A 24,027-nucleotide genomic window follows, 5' to 3' on the forward strand; every position below is an offset into this window, starting at 1 on the left:
TCGCCTGTGATGTTCCGTTTCGCTGCCGGTTAACCCTGCTGGTTCGCCACGGGCTCGGGTTCGCCCCCAAGCGCGACGATCAGTTGAGCCGCGCGCTGTTGCAGATCGACGCTGGCCTCGGCGTCCTGGCGCAACGCCTGCAAACGGTCCAAAGCGGCTTGCGTATTGCCCTCGGCCACATCGATCAGGGCCAATTGTTCTTCGGCGAGCAGACGCAAAGGAGCACCAGGTATGGCCAGCGCTTCGAACTGTTGACGACGATCCGCCACTGGCATCGTGTCAGTTTGCAGTAGCAATGCCTTGAAACTTGCAATCGCGCGATAGATTTCAGGCAAATCCCCCTGCGTGGCGATCGCGTTCAGACTGTTCACCGCATCTTGCGCCGATCCGGCCTCGGCCTGAGAGGCGGACAGCAACATGTTCAAAACCGCGTCACCGCCGACAGACGCAGCATCGATCGCCTGCAGGCTTTGTGCCCGTTCGGCCGATCCGTTTTCAGCCAGCGCCGACAGAATCGCATCACCCAGAGCCTCGGCCTGGTTGGTATCACGTGCTTTTCGGTATTCGTTGAACGCAGCGCCCCCGACAATGGCCACGACAGCCAGCACACCGACCCAGCCCCAACGGCGCAAAAGAAGGTACATGCGATCGCGGCGCACCTCTTCGGTGACCTCTTCAATAAAACTGTCGGCGTCGCTCATCCCTGCCCCCAGGCTTAAGTGTCCGGTTTTCTAGCGCCATGTCATACCCCGGCGATCAGGCCAAGCCAAGTGCCCGAATTCATACATTTGCCACCATGTGGGTGACCCTTGCGTAAAAAACTAAACCGAACTATTCAGTTCAGTATGGAAAAGACATGGCCACAGCCCCATTTTAAGGGATAGCGGCTAAAGCCGACCGCGCGAACAGATCTGGAGATTCTACCGCATGCGATTGATTTCATTCGTTAACGCCATTTTGGTTATTGTTGCGTTGTATTTTCTTGTTTTCGAGCGCGACGCGCTGTTTGCTTTTGCAGGTCGCGGAGACGAGCCATCCGAGACCGCGACCGAGGCCTCGGAATCGGTGCAATCACCGGACTCGATCGGCGTTGTCGTGCTGCGCTCGACTGCGCGCGAGATCGGCAGCGCCGTTCAATTACGGGGTCAGACCAAGGCAAACCGCCAGGTCGAGGTCCTTGCCGAAACCATTTCGACAGTCCTGTCCGAGCCCAAGCGCAAAGGAGCTTTTGTCGAAGCAGGAGATCTGCTGTGCGAGCTTGATCCCGGAACCCGGCCCGCGAGCCTGGCCGAAGCCATGGCAGCCAAGCTTGAGGCCGAAAGCCGCGTTCCCGAGGCCGAAGCGCGCCTGGAAGAAGCTCACGCCCGTTTGGCTGAAGCCGAAATCAATCTGAAAGCAGCCCGCAAGCTGTCGGAAACCGGGTTTGGATCAGAAACGCGCCGTATCTCAAGCGAAGCCGAAATGAGCACTGCCGAGGCCGGAATCAAATCCGCCGAGGCCGGTCTGGAAGCTACGCAAGCCGGGATTGAAGCCGCCACCGCAGCAGTAGCAGCAGCCCAGCGCGAGATTGATCGCCTGACCATCAGCGCACCGTTCAAGGGTCTGCTTGAAAGTGATACTGCGGAATTGGGCAGCCTGATGCAGCCCGGCTCGCTCTGCGCAACCGTCATCCAGCTCGACCCGATCAAGCTGGTGGGTTTTGTGCCTGAATCAGAAGTGAATCGGATCATTGTCGGATCGATGGCAACTGCGCAGTTGGTTACGGGTCTGCAGGTCGAGGGGCGCGTGACCTTCCTCAGCCGTTCGGCTGATGAAACCACGCGGACATTCGAGGTCGAGATCACAGTGCCAAACCCGGAACTGCTGATCCGTGACGGCCAAACCGCCAACATTCAGATCGCGGCCGAAGGGGTCAAGGCACATCTGCTGCCCCAATCCGCACTGACTTTGAACAATGAAGGTGAGCTTGGTGTTCGCACCGTGGTAGCCGACAATGTGGTTGATTTTGTTCCGATCCGCCTTCTGCGTGACACCGCTGATGGTGTATGGGTTGGTGGCCTGCCGGAAACTGCTGATATCATCGTGATCGGGCAGGAATTCGTCACACGTGGTGTGACGGTCGCGCCGACATACAGGGAAGTATCGCAATGACGGGTATCGTCAGTTGGGCCGCAAGCCGTGCCAGAATGGTGCTGGCTTTCATCGCGATTTCGCTGGTTATCGGCGGGTATGCTTATGTCGGGCTCCCAAAAGAGGGTGAACCCGACATCGATATCCCGATGCTCTTCGTGTCGGTGCAGTTTCCAGGGATTTCAGCCGAGGACAGCGAAAGCCTGCTGATCAGGCCGATGGAAACCGAGATGGCCGATCTCGACGGGTTGGACACGATGACGGCCACCGCCGCCGAGGGCTACGCAGGTATTCTGCTGGAGTTCGAGTTCGGTTGGGACAAATCCGCCACCATCGCGGATGTTCGCGATGCCATGAACACCGCGCAAGCTGATTTCCCTGATGGGGCTGAGCAATACACGATTACCGAGGTCAACTTCTCTGAGTTTCCCATCGTCATTGTTAACCTGACCGGCCCGGTACCTGAGCGTACAATGGCACGCGTTGCCAAAGATCTGCAGGACGAACTTGAGGCGTTGGACGCAGTGCTGGAAGCTGGCATTGCCGGAAACCGCGATGAAATGCTTGAGGTCGTGATCGACCCGCTGCGGCTTGAGGCCTACAACGTCACGGCCGCCGAACTGATCAACGTTGTGCAAAACAACAACCAACTGATCGCTGCAGGTGAGGTCGAGACCGAACAGGGCACGTTCTCGGTCAAGATCCCGTCGTCATTTAAGACTGCTCAGGACGTCTATGGCCTGCCTGTCAAGGTCAACGGAGACCGTGTGGTCACCTTAGGCGAACTGGCCGAAATCAACTATACGTTTGAAGACCGCGCGGGCACGGCCCGGTTCAACGGCGAACCCACCGTCGCGCTGCAGGTCGTCAAGCGCAAGGGCTTCAATCTGATCGACACCGTTGCGCTGATCAAAGCCACCGTCGCCGAAGAACAAATCAAGTGGCCAGCCGAACTGCAGGCCGCTGTTGATGTGGGCACCTCAAACGACCAAAGCCGCATCGTCGATTCAATGGTGCGCCAGCTTGAAGGATCGGTTCTGACCGCTGTCGCGCTGGTTATGATCGTGGTGCTGGCTTCGTTGGGAACACGCGCCGCCTTGTTGGTGGGTTTTGCCATTCCAACCTCGTTTCTGTTGTGCTTCGCCTTCCTCGCGATGATCGGGGTCACCATCTCGAATATGGTGATGTTTGGCCTGATCCTTGCCGTGGGCATGCTGGTCGATGGCGCCATCGTTGTTGTGGAATATGCCGATAAGCGCATTAAAGAAGGCGTTGGTCCGATGCACGCCTATGTCGAGGCGGCGCAACGGATGTTCTGGCCGATTGTTTCGTCGACGGCCACTACACTGTGTGCATTTCTTCCGATGTTGTTCTGGCCCGGTATTCCCGGCGAGTTCATGAAGATGCTGCCCATCACGCTGATCTTCGTTCTGTCGGCCTCGCTGATTGTGGCACTGATCTACCTGCCGGTCGTGGGCGGTGTCTCGGGCCGTATGAGCCGCAGTTTCGAGCGCAGCTCGAACTGGCTGCGAGCCCGCACGCCTTGGTGGCTGCGAGTGCTTCTGGTGCCGCCTTCACTATATATGATCTTCCTCGGCGCAATGCAGGTCTTGAACCCCAACTATCTGCTGCCCGGCGGTTCACTTTCTGGCGTGCTACTGTTTCTGTTCGGCGCCTTTGCTGGGTCGGTCACGCTGAGTGCTGCCAAGATCGAACGCGCCCCGGATGAATATGTTCATACCGCTAAAGAGCACACGCCCTTCGGTTATGTGATCAAGTTCCTGGTCGGCAATCCGGTCATGCCGGTGGTGTCCATCGCAGTCGTCTTTGCGGCGGTGTTTTGGGTCGCATTCATCATATTCCCGCAAAACTCTCGCGGCGTTGAATTCTTCGTGGAAAGCGAACCGGAACAGGCCACGGCCTATGTCCGGGCGCGCGGCAACCTGTCTCTGGCTGAAAAGGACGAAATGGTTCTTGAGGCCGAGCGCGTGATCAGCGAACACCCGGCGGTGATCAACGTATTTGCCTTTGCGGGCGAAGGCGGGCTCAATCAGAACAATGGCGGTGCAGAAGCCCCCGCCGACACAATTGGTCGCGTCCAGTTCGAACTCATTCCTTGGGAAGATCGCCCAATCAGCTCTGAACAGATTACCGGTTGGTTCTGGGGACCGATTGCAGGTCTACTTGGCTTTGCAAAGGAAGAAGTCGCGGCGGAATATGACGGCAATTTTGTTCTGGACGAACTAACCGCAGAGCTGGCAACCCTTCCTGGCTTTATCGTTGATCTTCAGGCGCTGGAACAAGGTCCTGCTTCCGCCAAGCCCGTTCATCTGCGCATCAAAGGCGATAGCTGGGAGGATCTGACGGCCGCGACCGTCACAGCACGAGAAGCCTTTGACACCACACCCGGCTTGATCAAGATCGAGGACACCCTGCCCCTGCCCGGCATCGACTGGCAGATCGACGTGGACGTGGCCAAGGCGGGTCGATTCGGCGCGGACGTCGCAACCGTTGGCGCGATGGTACAGCTTGTGACGCGTGGCATCTTGCTGGGTGAAATGCGGCCGGATTCAACCGATGAAGAGGTAGAAATCCGCGTCCGCCTACCTGATCAGGATCGCGTCCTGTCAACGCTGGATACGCTGAAAGTTCGCACACCGGACGGGTTGGTCCCCCTGTCGAACTTCGTCACCCGCAAACCCGTGGCTAAGCTCGCCGAGATCAATCGCGCGGATCAACAGCGCTACTATGACGTTAAAGCGGATGTCGAGCCTGGGCTGAGCAAGATCGTGACCACCGGTCCTGACGGTGCAGAGCTGCGTTTGGCAACCGTGCGCGCGATTGGCGAAGGTGCCACACCAACTGGCACCACGATTACCAGCGCGGACGGAGCAGAGTTCGAACTCGTTCAACTAACGGGTGCCGAGAACGTGGGTGAAGTGCGGTCCGCCATCGAAAGTGGTGACGCTCGGTTTGCCCTGATAAATCCGAACGAACGGATTGCCGTGCTGACCGAGTGGCTGGAAACCGATCCTTTTGGTCGCACCATCACTTGGGAATGGACCGGCGATCAGGAGGATCAGGCTGAAAGCCAGGCGTTCCTGTCCAGCGCATTCCTGGCAGCACTGGGTCTGATGTTCGTGATCCTGCTGGCGCAATTCAACTCGTTCTACAACTCGGTGCTGGTGCTGCTGGCCGTGGTTCTGTCTACGACCGGCGTGTTGCTGGGCATGATGGTAATGCAACAACCGTTCTCGATCATCATGACCGGGACCGGGATCGTGGCGTTGGCCGGTATCGTGGTGAACAACAACATTGTTCTGATCGACACCTATCAGGAATATAGCGGCTACATGTCTCGCATTGATGCAATTGTCCGCACGGCTGAGGCGCGCATCCGTCCGGTTCTGCTGACTACGCTGACAACAATGGCGGGTCTGACCCCGATGATGTTCGGCCTGTCGCTGGATTTCATCGGCGGAGGGTATTCGATCGACAGCCCCACGGCACTGTGGTGGAAACAGCTGGCCACGGCGGTGGTCTTTGGCTTGGGTACGGCCACGGTGTTGACACTGATCGTGACGCCGTCATTCCTGGCGCTGCGGGTGTGGGTCACAACCTACGCGGTATGGCTGGGTAAGGCGCTGGCACGCGCCACGGCGGGTCGATCCAGCCAAATCGCGCAGGACATGGCAATCGGCCAAAGCGCGCGAGATGTGCAAGCAGCCGAAATGATCTGGACCGATGAACAGGACAAAGCTGCCCCTGATCAGAGCGCTCAGGACGACCGCCCCGATCATCCCCCGACAACACCGCTGAAGGCGGCGGAATAAAAAAAAGGCGAGCCCAAGGGCTCGCCTTTTCGTTTCTGGCATGGCCGTTACTCGACGAACGCGTATTCGCCCAGATCGCACAGGTTCAGACCATAGTCTTCAATCGATTCTCCGTCACTGAAAACACCACGGATGTCATAGACACAGGTGGTCAGCCCGTCCGCAATAAGGACGTCCACTTCGAAATCCGCGCCCAAATAACCACCCTCAAGCAGGTTGCCTTCCCAGCTGCCGGACGAGGCCGGAGACACGTTGAACTCAACCAGGTCATAGCTGGTTTCGTTGATAATCAAGAATTCCAGATCCTCGGCTGCCGCCGAAGTGGCCATCAACAGTGTTGCAGTCAACGCTGCTGCTGCTCGCATTTTCATGAAGTTTTTCCTTGTCTGTGTTTCGGTCTGCAAAGTGTCGCGGCGGCGGATCCGCGTCAAACGGAAACCGTACCACAGCAGCCGATTTTCTTTTCGAACCGATCCGCACAATCATTGGCAGTCAAGGCTGTCGGGCCTAGGCTGCTTCGCTGTCGGCCTGTTGACGGTTCCATAGCTGGGCATATCGCCCTTCGCGGCTGAGCAGCTCATCATGCGTGCCCTGCTCAATGATCTCACCACGTTCCAGCACGACGATCCGGTCGGCCTCGGCAATGGTGCTAAGGCGGTGTGCGATGGTGATCACCGTCCGCCCCTCACCCGCTCGGGCCAAAGCATCTTTGATGTCCTGCTCGGTATCCGTATCCAAGGCTGACGTCGCTTCGTCCAACAACAGGATCGGTGGGTTTTTTAGCAAGGTTCGGGCGATGCCGACGCGTTGCTTTTCACCGCCTGATAGTTTCAGGCCGCGTTCGCCGACCTTGGTATCGTATCCGTCTGGCAGGCTGACGATGAAATCATGAATCTGCGCGGATTTGGCGGCGGTCTCTACATCCTGCTGGGTCGCGCCTTCGCGCCCATAAGCGATATTGTATCGAATCGTGTCATTGAACAGGACCGTATCCTGCGGAACGACACCGATCGAGGCATGCAGGCTTGACTGGCTAACATCGCGCACATCCTGCCCGTCGATTTTCAGCGACCCGCCGGTGACATCGTAGAACCGAAACAGCAGCCGCCCGATTGTGGATTTCCCAGACCCGGTGGCGCCGACAATCGCAACGGTCTGACCGGCTGGTACGGCCAAGGAAACGCCCTTGAGGATTTCGCGATCAGGCTCGTATCCAAAGCGGACATCTTCAAGCGTGACCTCCCCACCATTTACCTTCAGGTTCGGGGCGCAGGGTTTGTCCATCACTTCTGCTGGCTGTTCCAACAGATCAAACATCTGCCCCATATCCACCAGTGATTGACGAATTTCGCGGTACACCGTGCCAAGAAAATTCAGCGGTACGGTTATCTGGATCATGTAAGCATTAACCATCACGAAATCGCCGACGGTCAGCGCCCCCTTCTGCACGCCCATTGCAGCCAGAACCATCACGCCAATCAGGCCACATGTGATCAGGAACGACTGACCAAAATTCAGGAATGCCAGCGAATAGGCCGTCTTCAGCGCGGCCTTCGCGTAACCTTTCATCGAAACATCATACCGTTCGGCTTCGCGGGTTTCGGCATTGAAATACTTGACTGTTTCGAAGTTCAGCAGGCTGTCGATGGCGCGCTGGTTGGCCTCGGTATCCTGATCGTTCATCTCGCGCCGCAGCTTCACGCGCCACTCGGTCACCGCAAAGGTGAACCATATGTAAAGCGCAATCGTCACCGCAACGACGACCAGATACCAGACGTCGAATAACCATAGCAGGATGATCGACACCAGAAGCAATTCCAGGATCAGCGGCCCGATTGAAAACAGCAGAAACCGCAACAGAAACTCTACGCCTTTCACGCCCCGCTCGATTATCCGGCTGAGACCACCCGTGCGCCGGGTCACGTGATAGCGCATCGAGAGCTGGTGAATGTGCTGGAACGTCTCAAGCGCCAGCGCTCGCAGCGCGCGTTGCCCAACCGGTGCAAAGAACGCATCCCGCAATTGCTGGAAGCCAACAGTCATCATGCGGGCCACACCATAGGCAACGGTCAATCCAATCGCACCCAACGCAAGCGGCGGTACACCTTCGCCCGCCAAACCATCCACGGCACCTTTGTACAGGATGGGAGTATACACCGCGATCAGCTTGGCCAGCACCAGCATCGCCATCGCCAAAATGACACGCCGTTTCACCCATGGCTCGTCCTCGGGCCAAAGATAGGGCGAAACCTTGCGGATGGTTCGCCAGCCCGAACGATGCTCGTCCGTGTCGGTTTTGATCGCGGATGGTTGTCTCATCACGTACCTTAACTGCGGTCAGAGAATTGCCCTGGCCCAGTTGGGCCAGTGGTCATGTTTATTCAGGAATGGTGAAAATCTGCCCTGGATAGATCAGGTCAGGATCACGGATCGAATCTTTGTTAGCCTCGAAAAGTTTGACATACAGCACACCGTCACCAAACCGGTCGCGCGAGATCGCCCAAAGCGTATCACCCTTTTGAACCGTGACCGAGCGGATCGCCGGAGCGTCGGTTGAGGCCTCACCCGGATTGGTGGTTTCGGTCGCGCGCAAAACCTCAACGGGTTCGCGTTTGAACGGTGTCTCAAGCCTGCTGACCACAGTGCCATCAGGGGCAACCTCATCCACCCTCAGAGTGTACACTCCGGGGTCAATGCCCTCGACCTCGCCGCGCCATTGCCCGTCAGTCGCTGGTGCAATGTCGGCCACAAGCTGGTTGTCCAGATACAAGCGTACGGCCGATCCATCCTGTGCCCGCCCGGTCAATTCCACATCACCCGCGTCCGAATAGCCAATCGTGTCCAGGGCAATCTGCTCTGGCGGCGTATCCTGAACAGTGGGTGCTTGCAAAAGTTCAACCCCTTCTTCGCCCGAGCGCAGGATCGCAACCTGCTGGTCAGGCGCGTCGCCTGATTCCGGCTGAGTTTCAGTCGCGGGCGCGGTCTCATTCACAGGTGGCGTTGCGGCACCTGCAACTTCTGGTTCATTCTCTTCGGTTTCAGCTTGGTTGGCTGCTTGCTGATCGGTTGTTTCCGTATCCGTCGTCTGTGCCTCGGCAACCTCTTCGACCGGCTCATCGGCAGCGGGCTCCGACACGGCCGGTGGGGCCGGTTCGGGCAGCGCCGCGATCAGATAATCATCTGAACGGCTGGTGTCTTCGCCTTTCCGGGTCTCAAGAACAAGCCCGCGAGCGTCGTCTGCAAACGGGATCGATACAAACTCGGCGAACTGGCCGCTGTCATCGACGGTAAAGCTGTGAACAGTCTCACCGTCCAGCAAAACACTGACCTCGGACCCCGGCTCGGCATTGCCGGATAGTACCGCGTTTCCATCGGTTTCAACGAATATCTGATCCAGAACCGGCGCGGCCAAAACCGGAACATCCGCTTCTTCGCTATCCGGAGTTTGATCGGAAATCTCGGGCGGTGTGTATTCAGCAACAGATTCGCTGGCTTCCGCCGCCTGGCTTTCGGGCTGCGCCTCCGCTGGCTGGGTTTCCGGCTCAGCGACCTCCGCAATCGGCTCGGATGTTTCGGTTGCTTCCTGCTCAGCCTGCTGTTCCGGCTCGCCGAACAGACCGGACAGGTACAACCCGCCCGCAACGAGCACCACAACGATCCCGGCAACCAGCCCCCATATGAAGGTACCAGAACCTCCGCTTCCCGATTTGGCGTTCATTCTTTTCCTTTCACTCCGCCCAGGAAATGCCCAGTTTGGCGCGCATTTCATGGAGCGGTTGAGCCAACCTATCAATCCCGCTATCAGGGGTCAAAACCCCTAACACAAGAGCAGAAAGCCCTACCTATGTCCCAGAAATCCGTCTGTGTGTATTGCGGGTCACGCAATGGTGTGAATCCTGCCTACTCCGCCGCTGCCCACAGCTTTGGAACCTTGTTGGCCAACGAAGGCTGGCGGCTGGTCTACGGGGCCGGAGATGTGGGTCTTATGGGCGAGGTCGCGCGGGCGGCACAATCGTCCGGCGGCGATACATTTGGGGTGATCCCGGTGCACTTGCTTCAGCGCGAGGTCGGCAAGACCGACCTTACCCGGTTCATCGTGACCGAGACGATGCACGAGCGTAAAAAAGTGATGATCATGAACGCGGATGCCGTAGTTGTCCTGCCCGGCGGCCCCGGATCATTGGACGAACTTTTCGAAGCACTGACATGGCGGCAACTGGGGCTTCATGACAAACCCATTCTGGTGATGAATGTTGACGGGTACTGGGACACGCTGCACACGCTGCTGGATCAACTGATCGGTCAGAGGTTTGCAGATGGTTCTTTGGCAGAATTCATCACCTGGGTCGACACACCGGATGCGACCATGTCCGCGCTTCGCAAATTACTGAACTAAAAAACTGGCAATCGGGCGGCGCAAACCGCCCGAATCTCAGTATTCGTTTAGGCAGGTTTCGCCAATCGGGTCTTCAGTATCCGTTCGACCTTGTGCAACGGGTGGTTTGTGAGTGTTTTGTCGACTTCTGCCACAACCTTTGCCAGCACTTCACTGTGCAGCCGACGGCGCAACAGGCCCAGAACATGTGGACTGGCAACCAATACCAATCGTTTATAGGCCCCTTTCAGCCCCTTGCGATTCAGAAGGTTCGCCACATCCTGAACGAACAGAGATTTTGCGTGGGACTTCCATGTCTCCTCTTCAACCGCAGATTTCTGGTTCGGTCCCGTATCGGGTCGCCGCCCTGCCCTGTCACTTGGCTTGGTCGGTGCTGCGTCCTGTTCTTCGACCGACACGACGACCAAGTTGGGGTCCTGTGCGTCCGTGATATTCTCCATCACCAGCGCTTTTTCCCCATCGGCGATGATAACCCATGTTCCCTGTTCAAGTGCAGCCATTCGTGATCTCCTGTATCGCTTAGGTTGGCCTTCGCCTGTCCCTTAGACACACCTGTTTAACGATGCGGCGTTGGTGTTTCGCTCGCATTTTGATAGGTTTTTGGTTGATTGGCGGTTCTCTCCCTCCGCCTACTTTACGTAGGTGCTGAAAGGCCGTGCACAATAGGTGGGATAATGAAAGTTGACGTACCGGCAGGTTTTTACCGGCCACCCATCAATTCATAACAAAAAGCCCGCCAGCATCACTGCCAGCGGGCCATTCATTAAGTTCTACCAAGTGGAAATCACATCCGCGAGGCTACGTTTTCCCAGTTCACCAGGTTGTCGAGGAAGTTCGACAGGTAAGCCGGACGCTTGTTGCGGAAATCGATGTAGTAGGAATGCTCCCACACATCACAGCCCAGCAGTGCGGTCTGACCGAAGCACAGCGGGTTCACGCCGTTTTCAGTTTTCGTCACTGCCAACGAACCGTCGGCATTCTTGACCAGCCACGCCCAGCCGGAACCAAACTGACCGGCACCGGCAGCGCTGAACTGCGACTTGAATTCGTCAACCGAACCAAAGCTCTCGGTCAGAGCCTTCTCCAGCTCACCGGGCATCGCGTTGCCACCGGGGCCCATCATCTCCCAGAACTGGTTGTGGTTCCACAGCTGGCTGATGTTGTTGAAGATACCGTTCTGCGCGACGGCATTTGCGTCGTATGTGCCAACGATGATCTCTTCCAGTGACTTGCCGTCCCACTCGGTGCCGGCGATCAGCTTGTTGCCGTTGTCGACATAGGCCTTGTGGTGCAGGTCATGGTGATATTCCAGCGTTTCCGCGGACATACCCTTGGCTGCCAGCGCGTCATGTGCATAAGGAAGATCAGGAAGTTCAAAAGCCATCTCGGCCCCCTGTTGAAAATGAATGTTGCGGTTCCAAAGGTTAAATGCTTTGACAGCCGCCGCAGGTCAAGGGCCGCAACACAAAAACCCGGAGGTCCGCGATGCTGACACAGGCGCGCAAAATGTTCTTTCGCGCCCGCGGATACTATGCGGGCAACTTGAACGGTGAACCCTTTCGCCTGGACCCCTATCACTCGAAATTCTGGCGCAAGGTATCAGCCGGGGAGTGGGAACCTGAGACATTTTCGGTGCTGGACCACTATCTGTCGCCCGAAAAGGACTATCTTGATATCGGTGCATGGATTGGCCCCACGGTCCTCTATGCCGCGCGCCGCGCTCGCCATGTGTGGTGTTTTGAACCTGACCCAGTGGCTTACCGCCATTTGGTCTGGAACCTAGAGCTGAACGACATCCGAAACGTATCAGCCTTCAGCATCGCCTTGTCAGATGGGTTTGGAGTGGCACGAATGGCTTCAGCGCACGGAGAGGCAGGCGATTCAACGTCATCATTGCTCCACGAAGGCAGCCATGGCACTGACGCACTTACCATCGGTTGGGATCAATTTTCTGAATCCGTCGACCTGACTGATGTCTCTTTGGTCAAAATGGATATCGAAGGCGCTGAATTTTCGGTCCTGCCTTCTATGCTGCCTTGGTTAGAAAAAGATAACCCTGCGCTGTTTCTCTCAACGCACGCACCTTATCTGAGCGCAGACAACCGCAGCGCGGCCATGAAAAAACTATCAGAAGACCTGGCTTTCTATCGCCAATGCCACGACCCACACACAGGCGAAACCGGCAAGTCAGCCCTGACGGGCCAGCGTGCACTCACTCAGTTCCCGACATTCCTGTTCAGCACGACCCCCTGAGACCCGAACCAGAGATCCGACCTTCATCTAAACAGAAATATCCTGGGAGTGAGGCCGCAGGCCGAGGGGGCAAAGCCCCCTCACCCACATATCATCAGGCGATCAGGGCTTAATAAACCCCGACCTCGCTGCCGGGCTGCGCCGCAACCTTCAGCAATTTGAACGCATAATCCGCCGCAGAGCGGAAGCAGACGATGCGAAAAGTCTCAGCGTCGTCCATCCAGAAGGCACCTGCCACCTGCGCCAAACGCGAACGGCGGATCTGGCCGGGTTGGAATGCCTCGGCCGACAGCTCAACCGGAGCCAGCTTGCCCAAAACCTCGCGCGCGTTCGCGCCCGAAACGCGGAATACGGCCCGCGCGTCGGAGACGTTGACCGCCAGTGCGTGCGTACCACTTAGCGCGTTGGTCATCGCGGCCAGTTTGGCCTCGACCTCGGCATAAGGCACAAGCACCAGCAATTCGTCGGTGGACATCCAGCAAACACCGGTGTCGCCATTCACAAACGCTTCACGCTGACCGGGCACTTTCTGCCCGGTGGCGTCTTTGACAGCCTTAGCCAGTACCTTATCCGACAGATCACCGCGCAGTGTGATCATGCCCTGTAGGCCGCATTCCTCGATCTTGGCGATGCCATCATATGAGGCGTGGTTCAGTGCGCTGATGGGTTCAGACATTCTGCTTCTCCCCGTCCTTGTCATAGAAGATCGGGTCCACGATCTTGGCCTTGTAGGTTTTGCCGTCAGTGCCCGGGAACTCGACCACTTCGCCCATCCGGTCGGGGCCGTGTTTGATCAGGCCCATGGCGATGCCTTTGCCCAGATTGGCCGAGTAGTAGGTCGAAGTTACGCGACCGATCATGTTGCGCTGACCGTTCGCATTCACGCCCTCGCCCACCGCATAGGCACCGTCCGGCAGAACCGATCCATCCACAGTCTCAAGACCAACCAGTTTCCAGCGCTCAGGATCGGCCATATGGGTCCGCGAATGGGCGCGTTTTCCGAGGTAATCCTCTTTCTTTTTGGACAGCGCCCAGTGCAGCCCCAGATCCTGCGGGATCACGGTGCCGTCGGTCTCATCGCCGATCATGATAAAGCCTTTCTCGGCACGCAGAATATGCAGACATTCGGTGCCGTATGGCATCACTCCGAACTCCTGCCCTGCCTCGATCAGAGCGTCCCAGAACGCCTGACCTTGGCTTGCAGGGACCGCGATCTCATAGGACAGCTCACCCGAGAACGAGATACGGTAGACCCGCGCGTCGAACGCGCCGATCTTGCCATCGCGCCATTCCATGAAGGGCAGCGCCTCTTTCGACAGATCCATGCCGCCCAGCTTCTCAAGTACCTTGCGGGCGTTCGGACCTACCACGGCGACCTGCGCATATTGCTCGGTGACGTTCGCGACGTAGACTTTCCAGTCCCACCACTCGGTCTGCAGCCATTCTTCCATGTGGCCATGGATACGCTCGGCCCCGCCGGTGGTGGTGTGGCACAGCCACGTGTCCTCATCGATGCGGGCAACAACGCCGTCGTCGATCAGGAAGCCATTCTCGGAACACATCAGGCCATAGCGGCATTTGCCGACCTTCAGCGTGGACATCATGTTGGTGTACATCATGTCCAGGAACTTGCCTGCGTCGGGGCCTTTGACGATCAGCTTGCCGAGGGTCGAAGCGTCCAACAGCCCGAGGTTTTCGCGGGTGTTTTTAACCTCGCGATTCACCGCATCATGCACGGATTCACCGGGTCGGACATAGGCATAGGTTCGACGCCAATGGCCGACCGGCTCCCAATCGGCCCCGTTCTTATCGTGCCAGTTATGCATCGGCGTTTGACGGATCGGCTGGAACACCTCACCACGCGCTTCACCACCAATCGAAGCCATCGAGATTGGAGTATATGGCGGGCGGAAGGTGGTGGTACCGACCTTCGGGATCTCTGAATCCAGCGCATCAGCAAGGATTGCCAGACCGTTGATATTACTCAACTTACCCTGATCCGTTGCCATGCCCAGCGTGGTGTAACGCTTGGTGTGCTCGACACTTTCATAGCCCTCGCGCGCAGCCAGTTGCACGTCCGAGACCTTGACGTCGTTCTGGAAGTCCAGCCACGATTTCATGCGCAGATCAATCTCGGCATTAGAAGGCATGAGCCAGACAGCGGCCATTGGGGCCTCGGCCGTAGTCTCACCAACTGGCGCTTTGGTGCGCTTCGCGGAGAACCCGGCCGCCTTCGCTGCCGCTTTGCCGGCAGTATCTGCATCCTTCAGGACATCCCCCAGGGCCAGTGGGCCGTTCGAAGCCCCTGCCGCCAGAACAAAACCTTCACCGTCTGCCCCCAGCGGAGGACGTGAAGGATCGGGGCGGAAATGCGCGTTCGCCTCGTCCCAGATTAGCTTACCGCCGCAATGCGACCACATATGCACGACCGGAGACCAACCACCTGACATGGCAATCGCATCGCATTCGACCTCTTCCCGGGCGCCTCCGATCCCCTCTTGATTGCAGATCGCAACTTTCTTGACCCGCTTGCCGCCTTTGACCTTTGCGATCGCCTTGCCCGGATCGACGCGGATACCCAGCTGACGCGCCTCTTCGGCCAGAGGTCCGGCGGTGTCGCGCGCATCAACCACGCGCAGGACATCGACACCGGCCTGTTTCAAGGTAATTGCAGTCCGGTAGGCGTCATCATTGTTGGTGGCGACAATCACACGCTCGCCCGGCGTCACGCCCCAGTTGACCACATAGTCGCGCATGGCAGAGGCCAGCATAACGCCAGGCACATCATTGCCTGCGAATGACAGCGGACGCTCAATCGCACCAGTCGCGGTCACGACCTGCTTCGCACGAATGCGCCACAGGCGGTGACGCGGCCCCTGAACACCCGGCTTGTGGTCAGTCAGACGCTCATAACCCAGTACATAACCGTGGTCATAGACCCCCGCACCCATGCAGCGATTGCGCATGGTGACGTTGTCCATTGTTTCGATTTCGGAAACCAATTGTTCCACGAACTTATCCACAGGCTCACCATTGATGGTTCCGCCATCAACCGGAGCACGACCACCCCAGTGCGCAGTCTGCTCGATCAGCATCACCTTGGCACCGGTTTGGGCTGCCACCTTGGCGGCCTGCAAACCCGCGATACCACCACCAATCACCAAGACATCGGTGAAGGCGTAAAAATGCTCGTATGTGTCCGCGTCACGGTTGTCCTTGTCGGGCGCTTTGCCCAAACCCGCCGACTGGCGAATAAACGGCTCGTAAACATGTTTCCAGAACGGTTTCGGATGGATGAACATCTTGTAATAGAATCCGGCTGGCAGAAACCGCGACAGATGCGTATTGATCGCGCCGATGTCGAACTCGAGGTTCGGCCAGTGGTTCTGTGACGCGGATGCCAGACCATTGAACAGCTCTGTCGTGGTGGCGCGCTGGTTCGGCTCAAACCGGTTGCCCTCACCCAGACCGACCAGAGCGTTTGGCTCTTCCGCGCCACTGGCGACCACGCCGCGCGGGCGGTGATACTTGAACGACCGGCCCATCATCATCTGATCATTTGCCAGCAAGGCAGACGCGAGCGTATCGCCCTCGTAGCCCTGCATCGAGGTGCCGTTGAAGGTGAAATTGACCTTTTTCGACCGATCAATCAAACGGCCATGTTTTGCGAGACGGGTGCTCATGATGCGGACCTTTCGCAGGCGGTATTTTGGATGGCTGTACAGATCATTTGTACTCTCTCCACGTCCAGCCGGGACGCTTGGCGGTGATGGCGTCCTTGATCTCTTGGGGCGGCTCGGTTGTCTGCGCCGAATAGGTGCCAAAGACCTCAAGCGTGTTCGTACAGCGCGCGGCGTGGAACCACTTGCCGCACCCATTGGCATGGCGCCAGCGTTCGAAATGGACGCCTTTGGGGTTTTCGCGCATAAAAAGGTAGTCGTGGAACTCATCATCTGACGAGCCCGGGCCATAACGCTTCAAATGCGCCTCGCCACCTGCAGCCAGTTCAGTTTCTTCGGCTTCGACGCCGCAATAAGGGCATTTCAAGATCAGCATGTGATCATCCTCTTGGCAGCAGGCGAGACGTATCTGCCTGCAAATTCTGCGTGACGGGCGTGCGAGATTTTTCGACGAAAAATCTTCATCAGTGCGCCACCCCGGCCGCGACGCTTTCGTCGATGAAGCGGCCTTCTTTGAAACGATCCAGCGAGAAGGCTTCGGTCAGTGGTGAATGCCCCGTGGCCATCAGCTGAGCCATGCCCCAGCCCGATCCCGGAATGGCCTTGAAGCCGCCGGTGCCCCAGCCCGCGTTGATAAAGCAGCCATTAAGCGGTGTTTTCGACAGGATCGGCGAGCGGTCGCCGGTCATATCCACAATACCGCCCCACTGGCGCAGCATTTTCAGGCGCGAGATCATCGGGAAAGTTTCGACCAATGCGCGTACCGTTTCCTCGATATGATGGAAGCTGCCACGCTGGGTATAGTTGTTGAACCCGTCCGTGCCACCACCAATCACCATCTCGCCCTTGTCGGACTGAGACATATAGCCGTGTACGGTGTTCGCCATCACAACGACATCCATGCAGGGTTTGATCGGCTCGGACACCAGCGCCTGCAGCGCGACGGCCTCAAGCGGCAGACGGAAGCCCGCCATCTCAGCCAACTGGCCGGAATGCCCCGCAACCACGATCCCCAGCTTGTCACAATCGATGGCCCCTTTTGTGGTATCGACCCCGACAACACGACCGTTTTCGGACCGGACGCCGGTGACTTCGCATTTCTGGATGATGTCCATACCCATGGCCGAACATGCGCGGGCATAGCCCCATGCCACCGCATCATGGCGCGCGGTCCCACCACGTTCCTGCCAAAGCCCGCCCAGAACCGGATAGCGCGGGCCTTCCAGATTAATGATCGGCACCAGCTCTTTCACGCGTTCGGGCCCAATCCATTCGGTCTGAACACCCTGCAGCGCATTCGCATGCGCAGTACGCTGATAGCCGCGAATCTCGTGCTGGGTCTGCGCCAGCATGATTACGCCACGCGGGCTGAACATGATGTTATAGTTCAGTTCCTGGCTCAGATCTTCGTAGAGACCGCGCGCCTTTTCGTAAATCGCCGCTGACGGATCCTGCAGATAGTTCGATCGGATGATGGTCGTGTTCCGACCGGTGTTGCCACCGCCCAACCAGCCTTTTTCTATTACGGCAACGTTCTGGATGCCGTAGTTCTTGCCAAGATAGTAGGCTGTTGCCAAACCGTGACCGCCGGCCCCGACGATAATGACGTCATAGCGCTTCTTAGGCTCCGGCGAACGCCATGCGCGCTCCCATCCGGTGTGATAGCGCAGCGCTTCGCGCGCTACAGCAAAGGCTGAGTAGTGTTTCATGTGCGAATCCGTCCGGTCTTCGATGATTGGGCGCAGGTATGCCGTGCCCATACATTTTAACCCTGCCGCGCAACGCCGCAATAATGCACTATTGCGACATGAGCGCCCTTCGCGGCTATTTGTCCCTTTTTTCCATGCGCCGACAGGTCTAAGTCAGGGCAACCATTTTGGAGGGACCATGCCGTTCTGGGTTCTCATCTTCTTGATCGCGCTGCTGATCGCGATTTTCCTGGGTTACACGATGCTGCGCGGTCGTCGCGGCACCGGCCCGACAGCTGCTTATGATCTGCGAGTCTATCGTGAACAGCTAGCAGGCGTTGACAAAGACTTGGCGCGCGGCGTGATCGCGAAAGCTGATGCCGAGCGTGTACGCACGGAAATCTCGCGCCGTATCCTGGCCGCAGACGCGCAGATGCGCAATGAAGACAAAGGCACCGGGCCATCACGCTTGGTTACCATAATTGCGTTCCTCGCCATGGCCGCCGTTCTGGTTGGTGGCGGGTTGGCGATGTATCGTCAGTTGGGTGCTGCCGGTTTCCCTGACATGCCCCTTTCAGTTCGTCTGGAAATGGCAGAAGACCTGCGCGAAAATCGACCCAGCCAGGCTGAGGCCGAGGGCATTGCCACACCGGTCCAGACGCCTCCGCTGGACGAAAGCTATGCAACTTTGCTGAACCGGCTGCGCGAAACTGTGGCCGAACGCCCCGATGATCTGCAAGGCCATACCCTGCTGGCACAGCATGAAACCAATGCGGGGAACTTCAAAGCAGGGTATGAGGCACAAACCCGTGTGATCGAACTGTCGGGTGACAACGCGTCGGCTCAGGCCTATTCGGATCAGGCAGAGATGATGATTTTGGCCGCTGGCGGCTACGTCTCACCGGAAGCGGAAGCCGCCTTGCGACAGGCGCTTGAGCGCAATCAGCGCTTGGGTCCTGCCCGGTATTATTGGGGGCAGATGCTGGCACAGACCGGGCGGCCTGATATGGCTTATCGCGTTTGGGTCGAAACTCTGAATGACGCCCCCGCCGGCGCGCCATGGGCGAATGCCATCCGGTCACAGATCGATGAATTGGCATTCCGCGCAGGCGTGTTTAACACACCCGACTTTTCTGCTGCATCCGGCCCCAGCCAGGACGATGTAAATGCTGCCGCCGAGATGTCGCCAGAGGAACGACAAGAAATGATCCGCGGCATGGTCGATGGCCTTTCGGACCGCCTTGCGACCGAGGGCGGGACACCCGAGGAGTGGGCTCGCCTGATTGCCGCCTTGGGCGTGCTGGGCGAAGGCCAACGCGCCATCAAAATCAGGAACGAAGCCAAGGAAGTATTTGCGGGTAACGCTGCAGCGTTGGAGATGATCGACGCTGCCGCGCTGCAGGCCGGAATCGCTCAATGATCCACGACGCGTTCGAAGACTTCGCAGCATCCCTGCCCCCAATGTCAGCCCTGATGGGGCTGGATCTGGGAGAAAAGACCATCGGCGTTTCCGTCTCGGACCGGATGCGCGGCGTGGCCACCCCGCTTGAGACGGTACGACGCAAGAAATTCACACTGGATTCCGCGCGTTTGATCGAGATTGTGACCGAGCGTGAGATCGGCGGCATTATCCTCGGACTGCCGCGCAACATGGATGGCAGCGAAGGGCCGCGCTGCCAGTCAACCCGCGCCTTCGCGCGAAACATGACCCGCTTGACCGATCTGCCCATCGGTTTCTGGGACGAACGACTAAGCACCGTTGCGGCAGAAAAAGCACTGCTTGAGGCGGATACGACACGAAAACGTCGCGGACAGGTTATTGATCACGTCGCAGCAGGTTATATTCTGCAAGGCGCGCTGGACAGACTGCGCTTTCTTTGACGGATCGGAAAACGCCCATGACGAATATGGTTTGGAAACGGGACGAGGTCGAAAGCCCTTGCATCCAAATCTGCGTCGTTCACCCGACCGAACGTATCTGCACCGGCTGCTACCGCACCATTGACGAGATCACGCGCTGGTCAAAGATGGACAGCACCGAACGGGCCGAAATCATGCAGGATCTGCCGGAACGCAAACCCCGTCTGGCAAAGCGCCGTGGTGGCCGTGCCGCCCGGCTGCAAGGGTCCTGATCCGCAAGCCTAGTATTTTGGCGACCGCGTAGGCTTAAGATCACTCAGAGATTCGTGATCCCGCAACTCAGAACCGAACAGTTCAACCAGCTCGTTCTGGGTTGTCGTCTTTGCAGGTCGCGGGCGCAACTCAGCTTCCAACTCGTGGCTTTCAGCCTGTTCGGGGGTGTCCTTCGAAAGAATGCGCTTTAGTACTGAGCGAAAAATCATTGCTCTTCCAATATGTAATAAACGACGCGCCACTGCGGGACCGTTCCGAACACCGAGGGGGAAGAGTCCGGAAGCTGTGTTTGAGTGAGTGGTGGCCCACAGCGACGCGAAACAGCTTTTTGCCTCTCCCTCTAAATCCGGGACAGGTAAGGACTTTTTAAGTTATTTGACCAACCAGTCAATAATAGCGCTAACTTAAAGTTGCATTCCGTAACGTCAACGCAAAAAAGAACAATGCCTATGATTACAAGGCATTGTTTCTGAACCATTTTTAGAGCATTTAGCCAGTCGCAAGCCAGGTTTTTGCATTCTCGTATTCCTCAGCCGGGAAATACTGGGTCCGCGTTCCCAGAACATGGCTGGCCATGCGTTGCGCCATTTTTTGCCATGTCTTGTCACCGACAATCGCTGCACGATCCAGCATCCCAATATGACCAGCCGCCAGTCTGAAATGGGCTGCCATTGCAGTCAGACCCTGCCAACCATCGAACTCGCGCAGATCGATCAACAGGCGAAACCCGTCACGTTCGCGCAACAGCGCATCAAGATCGGTTTGAGCCTGACCGTATTCCTGCGAATCCAGTTTGCCCATCAGGCTGATCTGCACGCAAGGTCCGCCCAGATCCGTCACGTGGATCGCCCCGAGAGATTCGCGCATCCAGCGACGCGCTTCCTCCACCCCATCCATTCCAAAAACGTGCACCGGGCAAGGCAGGATCGGCGCAGCCAGGCGGACGCTTGTTTGCACCCATCCCTGGTCCGCCACAACGCCAATCCGGTCGAATCCGCGCCAATGGCTGAGCCCCAACTTGGTATCAGACCATGCGGCGCCCAGATCGTATCCTTTGAACTCGGACCCAACGATCGCCAGCAGTCGTATGGCGTCGTGCTCTTCCAATGCGGCCTCAATAGCGGGAACAAGCGTGCTCGCGTAATCTGCGCTAGTGACCTCGCCCGAAAGCTCGACCTCAATAAGGGCACCATCTGCATTCGTGTGAACCGTAATCATCGAACCAACTCTCCAAAGCCAAACAATGGCAGGAGGTTACGGGGATTCGAGCCATTGCGCTACACCACCAGGCAACTGAGGGCGGAAATAGGCGATCATCCGTCCATCCGGTCCAGCGCTGGCATTCGGACCCCATGGTGCAACACCATGCAGACAGTGGCGGTGCAACAGATAGGCTTCGCCTGGGCGTGCTGGTAGTTCGAGGCGCGGACAGGTCTCGAATACTTCGCGGCGCGCAGCCTGATAGACATCTGTGATATCGGCCTCGCCCAATTCATGCCGCGGCACCTTCTTCATCGCGGACCGAAAAGCATCGCCGAGGATTTTGTGGCTTCCCTCCCACAGCACCATTGGTGCTGCGTCCACACTGGCCTCGGTAAGTGGGATACCCAATATCCAGGCATGAGGTTCATCCACCCGCCGTCGTCGATCAGGGCCAGCTGGCTTGAGCCCGTCCACATGCGCCGCATCTCGCCGCGCACGATACCGCGCCGCAGCCTCGCTTTCGCCACGCCGGGGTTGAGGGTAGCCCGGATATATTACCGACACCTGCCCTTTGTGCAGATCAATCGATCCAAACTGCTGATGTGCCAGTTCGATGGCCGCGCCCGCCAGTGCAGGCGAACCCGCGACCCTGCCCTGCGCATCATTGTCCAGTGCATCAACGCCAATGAACCACGTGCCATCGCAATCGTGCCAAGCTGCATGAGCCGGATCGCTGACGGACGCACGCGCAGTGGGAAGAGCGTGCGCCACCCAATCCGCCAACGCTCCATCATAAGGAAACTTTACCCAACCTAGCTTGTAAAACGACGCTACCACCCCAACGCCTTTCTCAGCATATTCAGGGCAACCAGGGTAAGGAATACCGCGAAGACCCGCCTGAGCGGCTTCGGATCCATCGCATGCGCCAGCTTAACGCCCCACGGGGCGGTGATCATAGTCATCGCAACGACGATACCGAAAGCCACCAGATTGACCGCGCCAATGGTCAGCGGCGGGCGATGCTCCGGAGCGATGTTGAGAAACAAAAAACCCAGCACCGACGGTACAGCGATGATCACGCCAAAGCCCGCTGCGGTCGCAACCGCCCGGTGGATCGGAGTGTTATAAAGGCTCATGAGCGGAACACCGAAACTGCCCCCGCCAATTCCCATCAGTACCGACAGAAACCCGACCGAAGGCGAAAGCACAGCGCGGCGCAATCCCTTGGGCATTGCATCCCCCAACCTCCACTCGGATTTTCCCAAACCAAGATAGACGCCGATGACCATGCCAAGCATGCCGAACAGCGCCTGCAATAACTCTGTCCTCAGAGCTGAAGCCACCAGAACACCGATCACCGCACCCACCGCTATGCCTGGCCCCCAGCCGCGCAGGATGCCCCAATCCACCGCGCCTTTCTTGTTATGGCTAAGAACCGATCGGATCGACGTTACAATGATCGTCGCCAGCGAAGTTGCGAGGCATAGCTGCATCAGCTGAGGCCCGCCATATCCAAGTGTCTGAAACGCATAGAAAAACGCAGGCACCAGAACGATTCCACCGCCAACGCCCAAAAGTCCAGCCAACACCCCGGCCAAAGCGCCGATCACAAGCAAAAGGCCCAGCATCTGGGCCAGCAACATCGTCTCGGGCATCATTCCCCCATAGCGGCTCGAAGCCGTCTTAGCCTACCTGTTCCACCTGCGATAGCGCTGCGACAGAGTCCAGAGCCTGCAGGATCACTTCTGGGCCGGCATTCTCGCGCACAGCACCTTCGGAGAGCATCCGCCGCCATCCCCGCGCACCGGGACGCCCCGCGAACAGGCCCAGCATATGCCGCGTGATCTGGTGCAATCGACCACCGTCGACAAGATGCGCCTCGACATAGGGCAGCATATTTTGCACCACTTCAATGGGATCCGCGACGCTGCCCGTTCCAAAGATCAACGGGTCCGCAGCCGCCAGAATATCTGTCGGTTGGTGATAGGCGGCACGACCGATCATGACACCATCAAGCCCAGCCTCCAGATGCTGTTGCGCCTGAGCAAGCGACGTAATGCCACCATTGATCGAGATATGCATGTCCGAAAAATCAGCCTTCATCCGATGCACCAGATCATAATCCAGTGGCGGAATATCTCTGTTTTCCTTGGGACTTAACCCCTGCAACCAAGCTTTGCGCGCATGGATCGTCACCCGCCGACAACCGGCCTTGCGAATCTGGTCGAGGAATGCAGGTAGCACTTCTGAAGGTTCCTGTTCGTCAACACCGATACGGCATTTCACCGTGACTTCGACCTTCACCGCCTCGCGCATCGCCGCAACGCATTCCGCGACCTTTTCTGGTGCGCGCATCAATACCGCACCGAATGTCCCTGATTGCACACGGTCAGACGGACACCCACAATTCAAGTTGATCTCGTCATATCCGGCTTCCGCGCCCAGCTTGGCCGCCTGCGCCAATTCCTGCGGGTCAGAACCCCCTAGCTGCAACGCAACCGGGTGCTCCTGAGGATTAAAGTCCAGCAGATGCAGTGCGCCGCCGCGCACCAAAGCAGGCGCTGTGACCATTTCAGTATAAAGCAAGGTCTCAGAACTCAGCAAACGATGCAGAAACCGGCAATTCTTGTCGGTCCAATCCATCATCGGCGCAACAGACAGTCTCGCACTTCTACGGATGTCTACAGGTTTCTTATCCGGCATATTTAGCT

General features: G+C 57.9%; 22 protein-coding genes. 7 read left to right on the top strand and 15 right to left on the bottom strand.

Translation table 11 applies throughout. From position 1 onward, the window contains the following. Window positions 1-29: 29 nt before the first annotated feature. Entirely contained in the window at window positions 30-701 is a 672-nt protein-coding gene (locus AC2TEM_RS19370; protein ID WP_170396370.1) for a hypothetical protein, read from the bottom strand. 226 nt (window positions 702-927) lie between these two features. Here AC2TEM_RS19370 and AC2TEM_RS19375 point away from each other — a divergent pair, with 226 nt between their 5' ends. Together AC2TEM_RS19375 and AC2TEM_RS19380 are read left to right on the top strand one after the other, a co-directional pair. After that, the gene (locus AC2TEM_RS19375) at window positions 928-2,151 is read left to right on the top strand and encodes an efflux RND transporter periplasmic adaptor subunit (RefSeq protein ID WP_170403249.1); all 1,224 of its coding nucleotides are present in this window, start codon (window positions 928-930) and stop codon (window positions 2,149-2,151) included. Continuing rightward, a complete protein-coding gene (locus AC2TEM_RS19380; protein ID WP_170422280.1) occupies window positions 2,148-5,963 on the top strand; it encodes an efflux RND transporter permease subunit in 3,816 nt (1,271 codons plus the stop codon). Before AC2TEM_RS19375 ends, AC2TEM_RS19380 begins: the two co-directional genes overlap by 4 nt. A 47-nt stretch (window positions 5,964-6,010) precedes the next feature. Here AC2TEM_RS19380 and AC2TEM_RS19385 read toward each other — a convergent pair whose 3' ends face one another. The 3 genes from AC2TEM_RS19385 to AC2TEM_RS19395 form a co-directional block, all read right to left on the bottom strand. After that, on the bottom strand, window positions 6,011-6,334 hold the full coding sequence (locus tag AC2TEM_RS19385; protein WP_170422282.1) for a hypothetical protein: 324 nt from the start codon (window positions 6,332-6,334) through the stop codon (window positions 6,011-6,013). 136 nt (window positions 6,335-6,470) lie between these two features. Continuing rightward, on the bottom strand, window positions 6,471-8,282 hold the full coding sequence (locus AC2TEM_RS19390; RefSeq protein ID WP_170422284.1) for an ABCB family ABC transporter ATP-binding protein/permease: 1,812 nt from the start codon (window positions 8,280-8,282) through the stop codon (window positions 6,471-6,473). Window positions 8,283-8,340: 58 nt separating this feature from the next. Further along, window positions 8,341-9,681, bottom strand: coding sequence for a LysM peptidoglycan-binding domain-containing protein (locus AC2TEM_RS19395; RefSeq protein WP_170422286.1), 1,341 nt, complete (start codon window positions 9,679-9,681; stop codon window positions 8,341-8,343). Between the two features lie 126 nt (window positions 9,682-9,807). On the opposite strand from AC2TEM_RS19395, the gene AC2TEM_RS19400 reads away from it, so the two are divergent. Further along, entirely contained in the window at window positions 9,808-10,359 is a 552-nt protein-coding gene (locus AC2TEM_RS19400; protein WP_480856368.1) for an LOG family protein, read from the top strand. Window positions 10,360-10,406: 47 nt separating this feature from the next. Here AC2TEM_RS19400 and AC2TEM_RS19405 read toward each other — a convergent pair whose 3' ends face one another. Both AC2TEM_RS19405 and AC2TEM_RS19410 read right to left on the bottom strand, forming a co-directional pair. After that, the gene (locus AC2TEM_RS19405; RefSeq protein WP_170396355.1) at window positions 10,407-10,859 is read right to left on the bottom strand and encodes a baeRF12 domain-containing protein; all 453 of its coding nucleotides are present in this window, start codon (window positions 10,857-10,859) and stop codon (window positions 10,407-10,409) included. 284 nt (window positions 10,860-11,143) lie between these two features. Then, complete coding sequence (locus AC2TEM_RS19410) at window positions 11,144-11,743, bottom strand: superoxide dismutase (protein WP_113789565.1); 600 nt, start codon at window positions 11,741-11,743, stop codon at window positions 11,144-11,146. Window positions 11,744-11,844: 101 nt separating this feature from the next. Here AC2TEM_RS19410 and AC2TEM_RS19415 point away from each other — a divergent pair, with 101 nt between their 5' ends. Next, window positions 11,845-12,612 carry an FkbM family methyltransferase gene (locus tag AC2TEM_RS19415; RefSeq protein WP_170422290.1) on the top strand — a complete coding sequence of 256 codons (768 nt, stop codon included), beginning with the start codon at window positions 11,845-11,847 and terminating at the stop codon, window positions 12,610-12,612. A gap of 109 nt (window positions 12,613-12,721) precedes the next feature. Here AC2TEM_RS19415 and AC2TEM_RS19420 read toward each other — a convergent pair whose 3' ends face one another. The 4 genes from AC2TEM_RS19420 to AC2TEM_RS19435 all read right to left on the bottom strand — a co-directional run bounded on the left by AC2TEM_RS19420 (window position 12,722) and on the right by AC2TEM_RS19435 (window position 18,001). Next, on the bottom strand, window positions 12,722-13,288 hold the full coding sequence (locus AC2TEM_RS19420) for a sarcosine oxidase subunit gamma family protein (RefSeq protein ID WP_170422292.1): 567 nt from the start codon (window positions 13,286-13,288) through the stop codon (window positions 12,722-12,724). Continuing rightward, a complete protein-coding gene (locus tag AC2TEM_RS19425; RefSeq protein WP_480856369.1) occupies window positions 13,281-16,295 on the bottom strand; it encodes a sarcosine oxidase subunit alpha family protein in 3,015 nt (1,004 codons plus the stop codon). The genes AC2TEM_RS19420 and AC2TEM_RS19425 overlap by 8 nt, the downstream gene beginning before the upstream one ends. 43 nt (window positions 16,296-16,338) lie before the next feature. Next, entirely contained in the window at window positions 16,339-16,668 is a 330-nt protein-coding gene (locus AC2TEM_RS19430) for a sarcosine oxidase subunit delta (RefSeq protein ID WP_170422295.1), read from the bottom strand. Window positions 16,669-16,756: 88 nt separating this feature from the next. Next, window positions 16,757-18,001, bottom strand: a complete 1,245-nt coding sequence (locus tag AC2TEM_RS19435) for a sarcosine oxidase subunit beta family protein (protein WP_170422297.1) — start codon at window positions 17,999-18,001, stop codon at window positions 16,757-16,759. Between the two features lie 178 nt (window positions 18,002-18,179). Between AC2TEM_RS19435 and ccmI the strand changes: the two genes are divergently transcribed. The 3 genes from ccmI to AC2TEM_RS19450 are packed head-to-tail and all read left to right on the top strand — an operon-like array spanning window position 18,180 to window position 20,112. Beyond that, window positions 18,180-19,400 carry a c-type cytochrome biogenesis protein CcmI gene (gene ccmI, locus AC2TEM_RS19440; protein ID WP_170422299.1) on the top strand — a complete coding sequence of 407 codons (1,221 nt, stop codon included), beginning with the start codon at window positions 18,180-18,182 and terminating at the stop codon, window positions 19,398-19,400. Continuing rightward, window positions 19,397-19,861 carry a Holliday junction resolvase RuvX gene (gene ruvX / locus AC2TEM_RS19445; RefSeq protein WP_170403288.1) on the top strand — a complete coding sequence of 155 codons (465 nt, stop codon included), beginning with the start codon at window positions 19,397-19,399 and terminating at the stop codon, window positions 19,859-19,861. Before ccmI ends, ruvX begins: the two co-directional genes overlap by 4 nt. Before the next feature lie 17 nt (window positions 19,862-19,878). Continuing rightward, the gene (locus AC2TEM_RS19450) at window positions 19,879-20,112 is read left to right on the top strand and encodes a DUF1289 domain-containing protein (protein ID WP_170396339.1); all 234 of its coding nucleotides are present in this window, start codon (window positions 19,879-19,881) and stop codon (window positions 20,110-20,112) included. A 9-nt stretch (window positions 20,113-20,121) separates the two neighbouring features. Here AC2TEM_RS19450 and AC2TEM_RS19455 read toward each other — a convergent pair whose 3' ends face one another. The 5 genes from AC2TEM_RS19455 to dusA all read right to left on the bottom strand — a co-directional run bounded on the left by AC2TEM_RS19455 (window position 20,122) and on the right by dusA (window position 24,019). Beyond that, complete coding sequence (locus AC2TEM_RS19455; RefSeq protein ID WP_170422301.1) at window positions 20,122-20,322, bottom strand: hypothetical protein; 201 nt, start codon at window positions 20,320-20,322, stop codon at window positions 20,122-20,124. Between the two features lie 280 nt (window positions 20,323-20,602). Beyond that, window positions 20,603-21,331, bottom strand: a complete 729-nt coding sequence (locus tag AC2TEM_RS19460) for a SpoIIAA family protein (RefSeq protein ID WP_170422303.1) — start codon at window positions 21,329-21,331, stop codon at window positions 20,603-20,605. Between the two features lie 36 nt (window positions 21,332-21,367). Next, a complete protein-coding gene (locus AC2TEM_RS19465) occupies window positions 21,368-22,153 on the bottom strand; it encodes a hypothetical protein (protein WP_170422305.1) in 786 nt (261 codons plus the stop codon). Beyond that, the gene (locus AC2TEM_RS19470) at window positions 22,147-22,971 is read right to left on the bottom strand and encodes a sulfite exporter TauE/SafE family protein (RefSeq protein ID WP_170422307.1); all 825 of its coding nucleotides are present in this window, start codon (window positions 22,969-22,971) and stop codon (window positions 22,147-22,149) included. Before AC2TEM_RS19470 ends, AC2TEM_RS19465 begins: the two co-directional genes overlap by 7 nt. Before the next feature lie 28 nt (window positions 22,972-22,999). Next, window positions 23,000-24,019 (bottom strand): tRNA dihydrouridine(20/20a) synthase DusA, encoded by a 1,020-nt coding sequence (gene dusA, locus AC2TEM_RS19475; RefSeq protein ID WP_170422308.1) that lies wholly within the window; start codon window positions 24,017-24,019, stop codon window positions 23,000-23,002. Between the last annotated feature and the right edge of the window lie 8 nt (window positions 24,020-24,027).

The sequence above is a fragment of the Ruegeria sp. HKCCD3925 genome, from assembly GCF_057221175.1.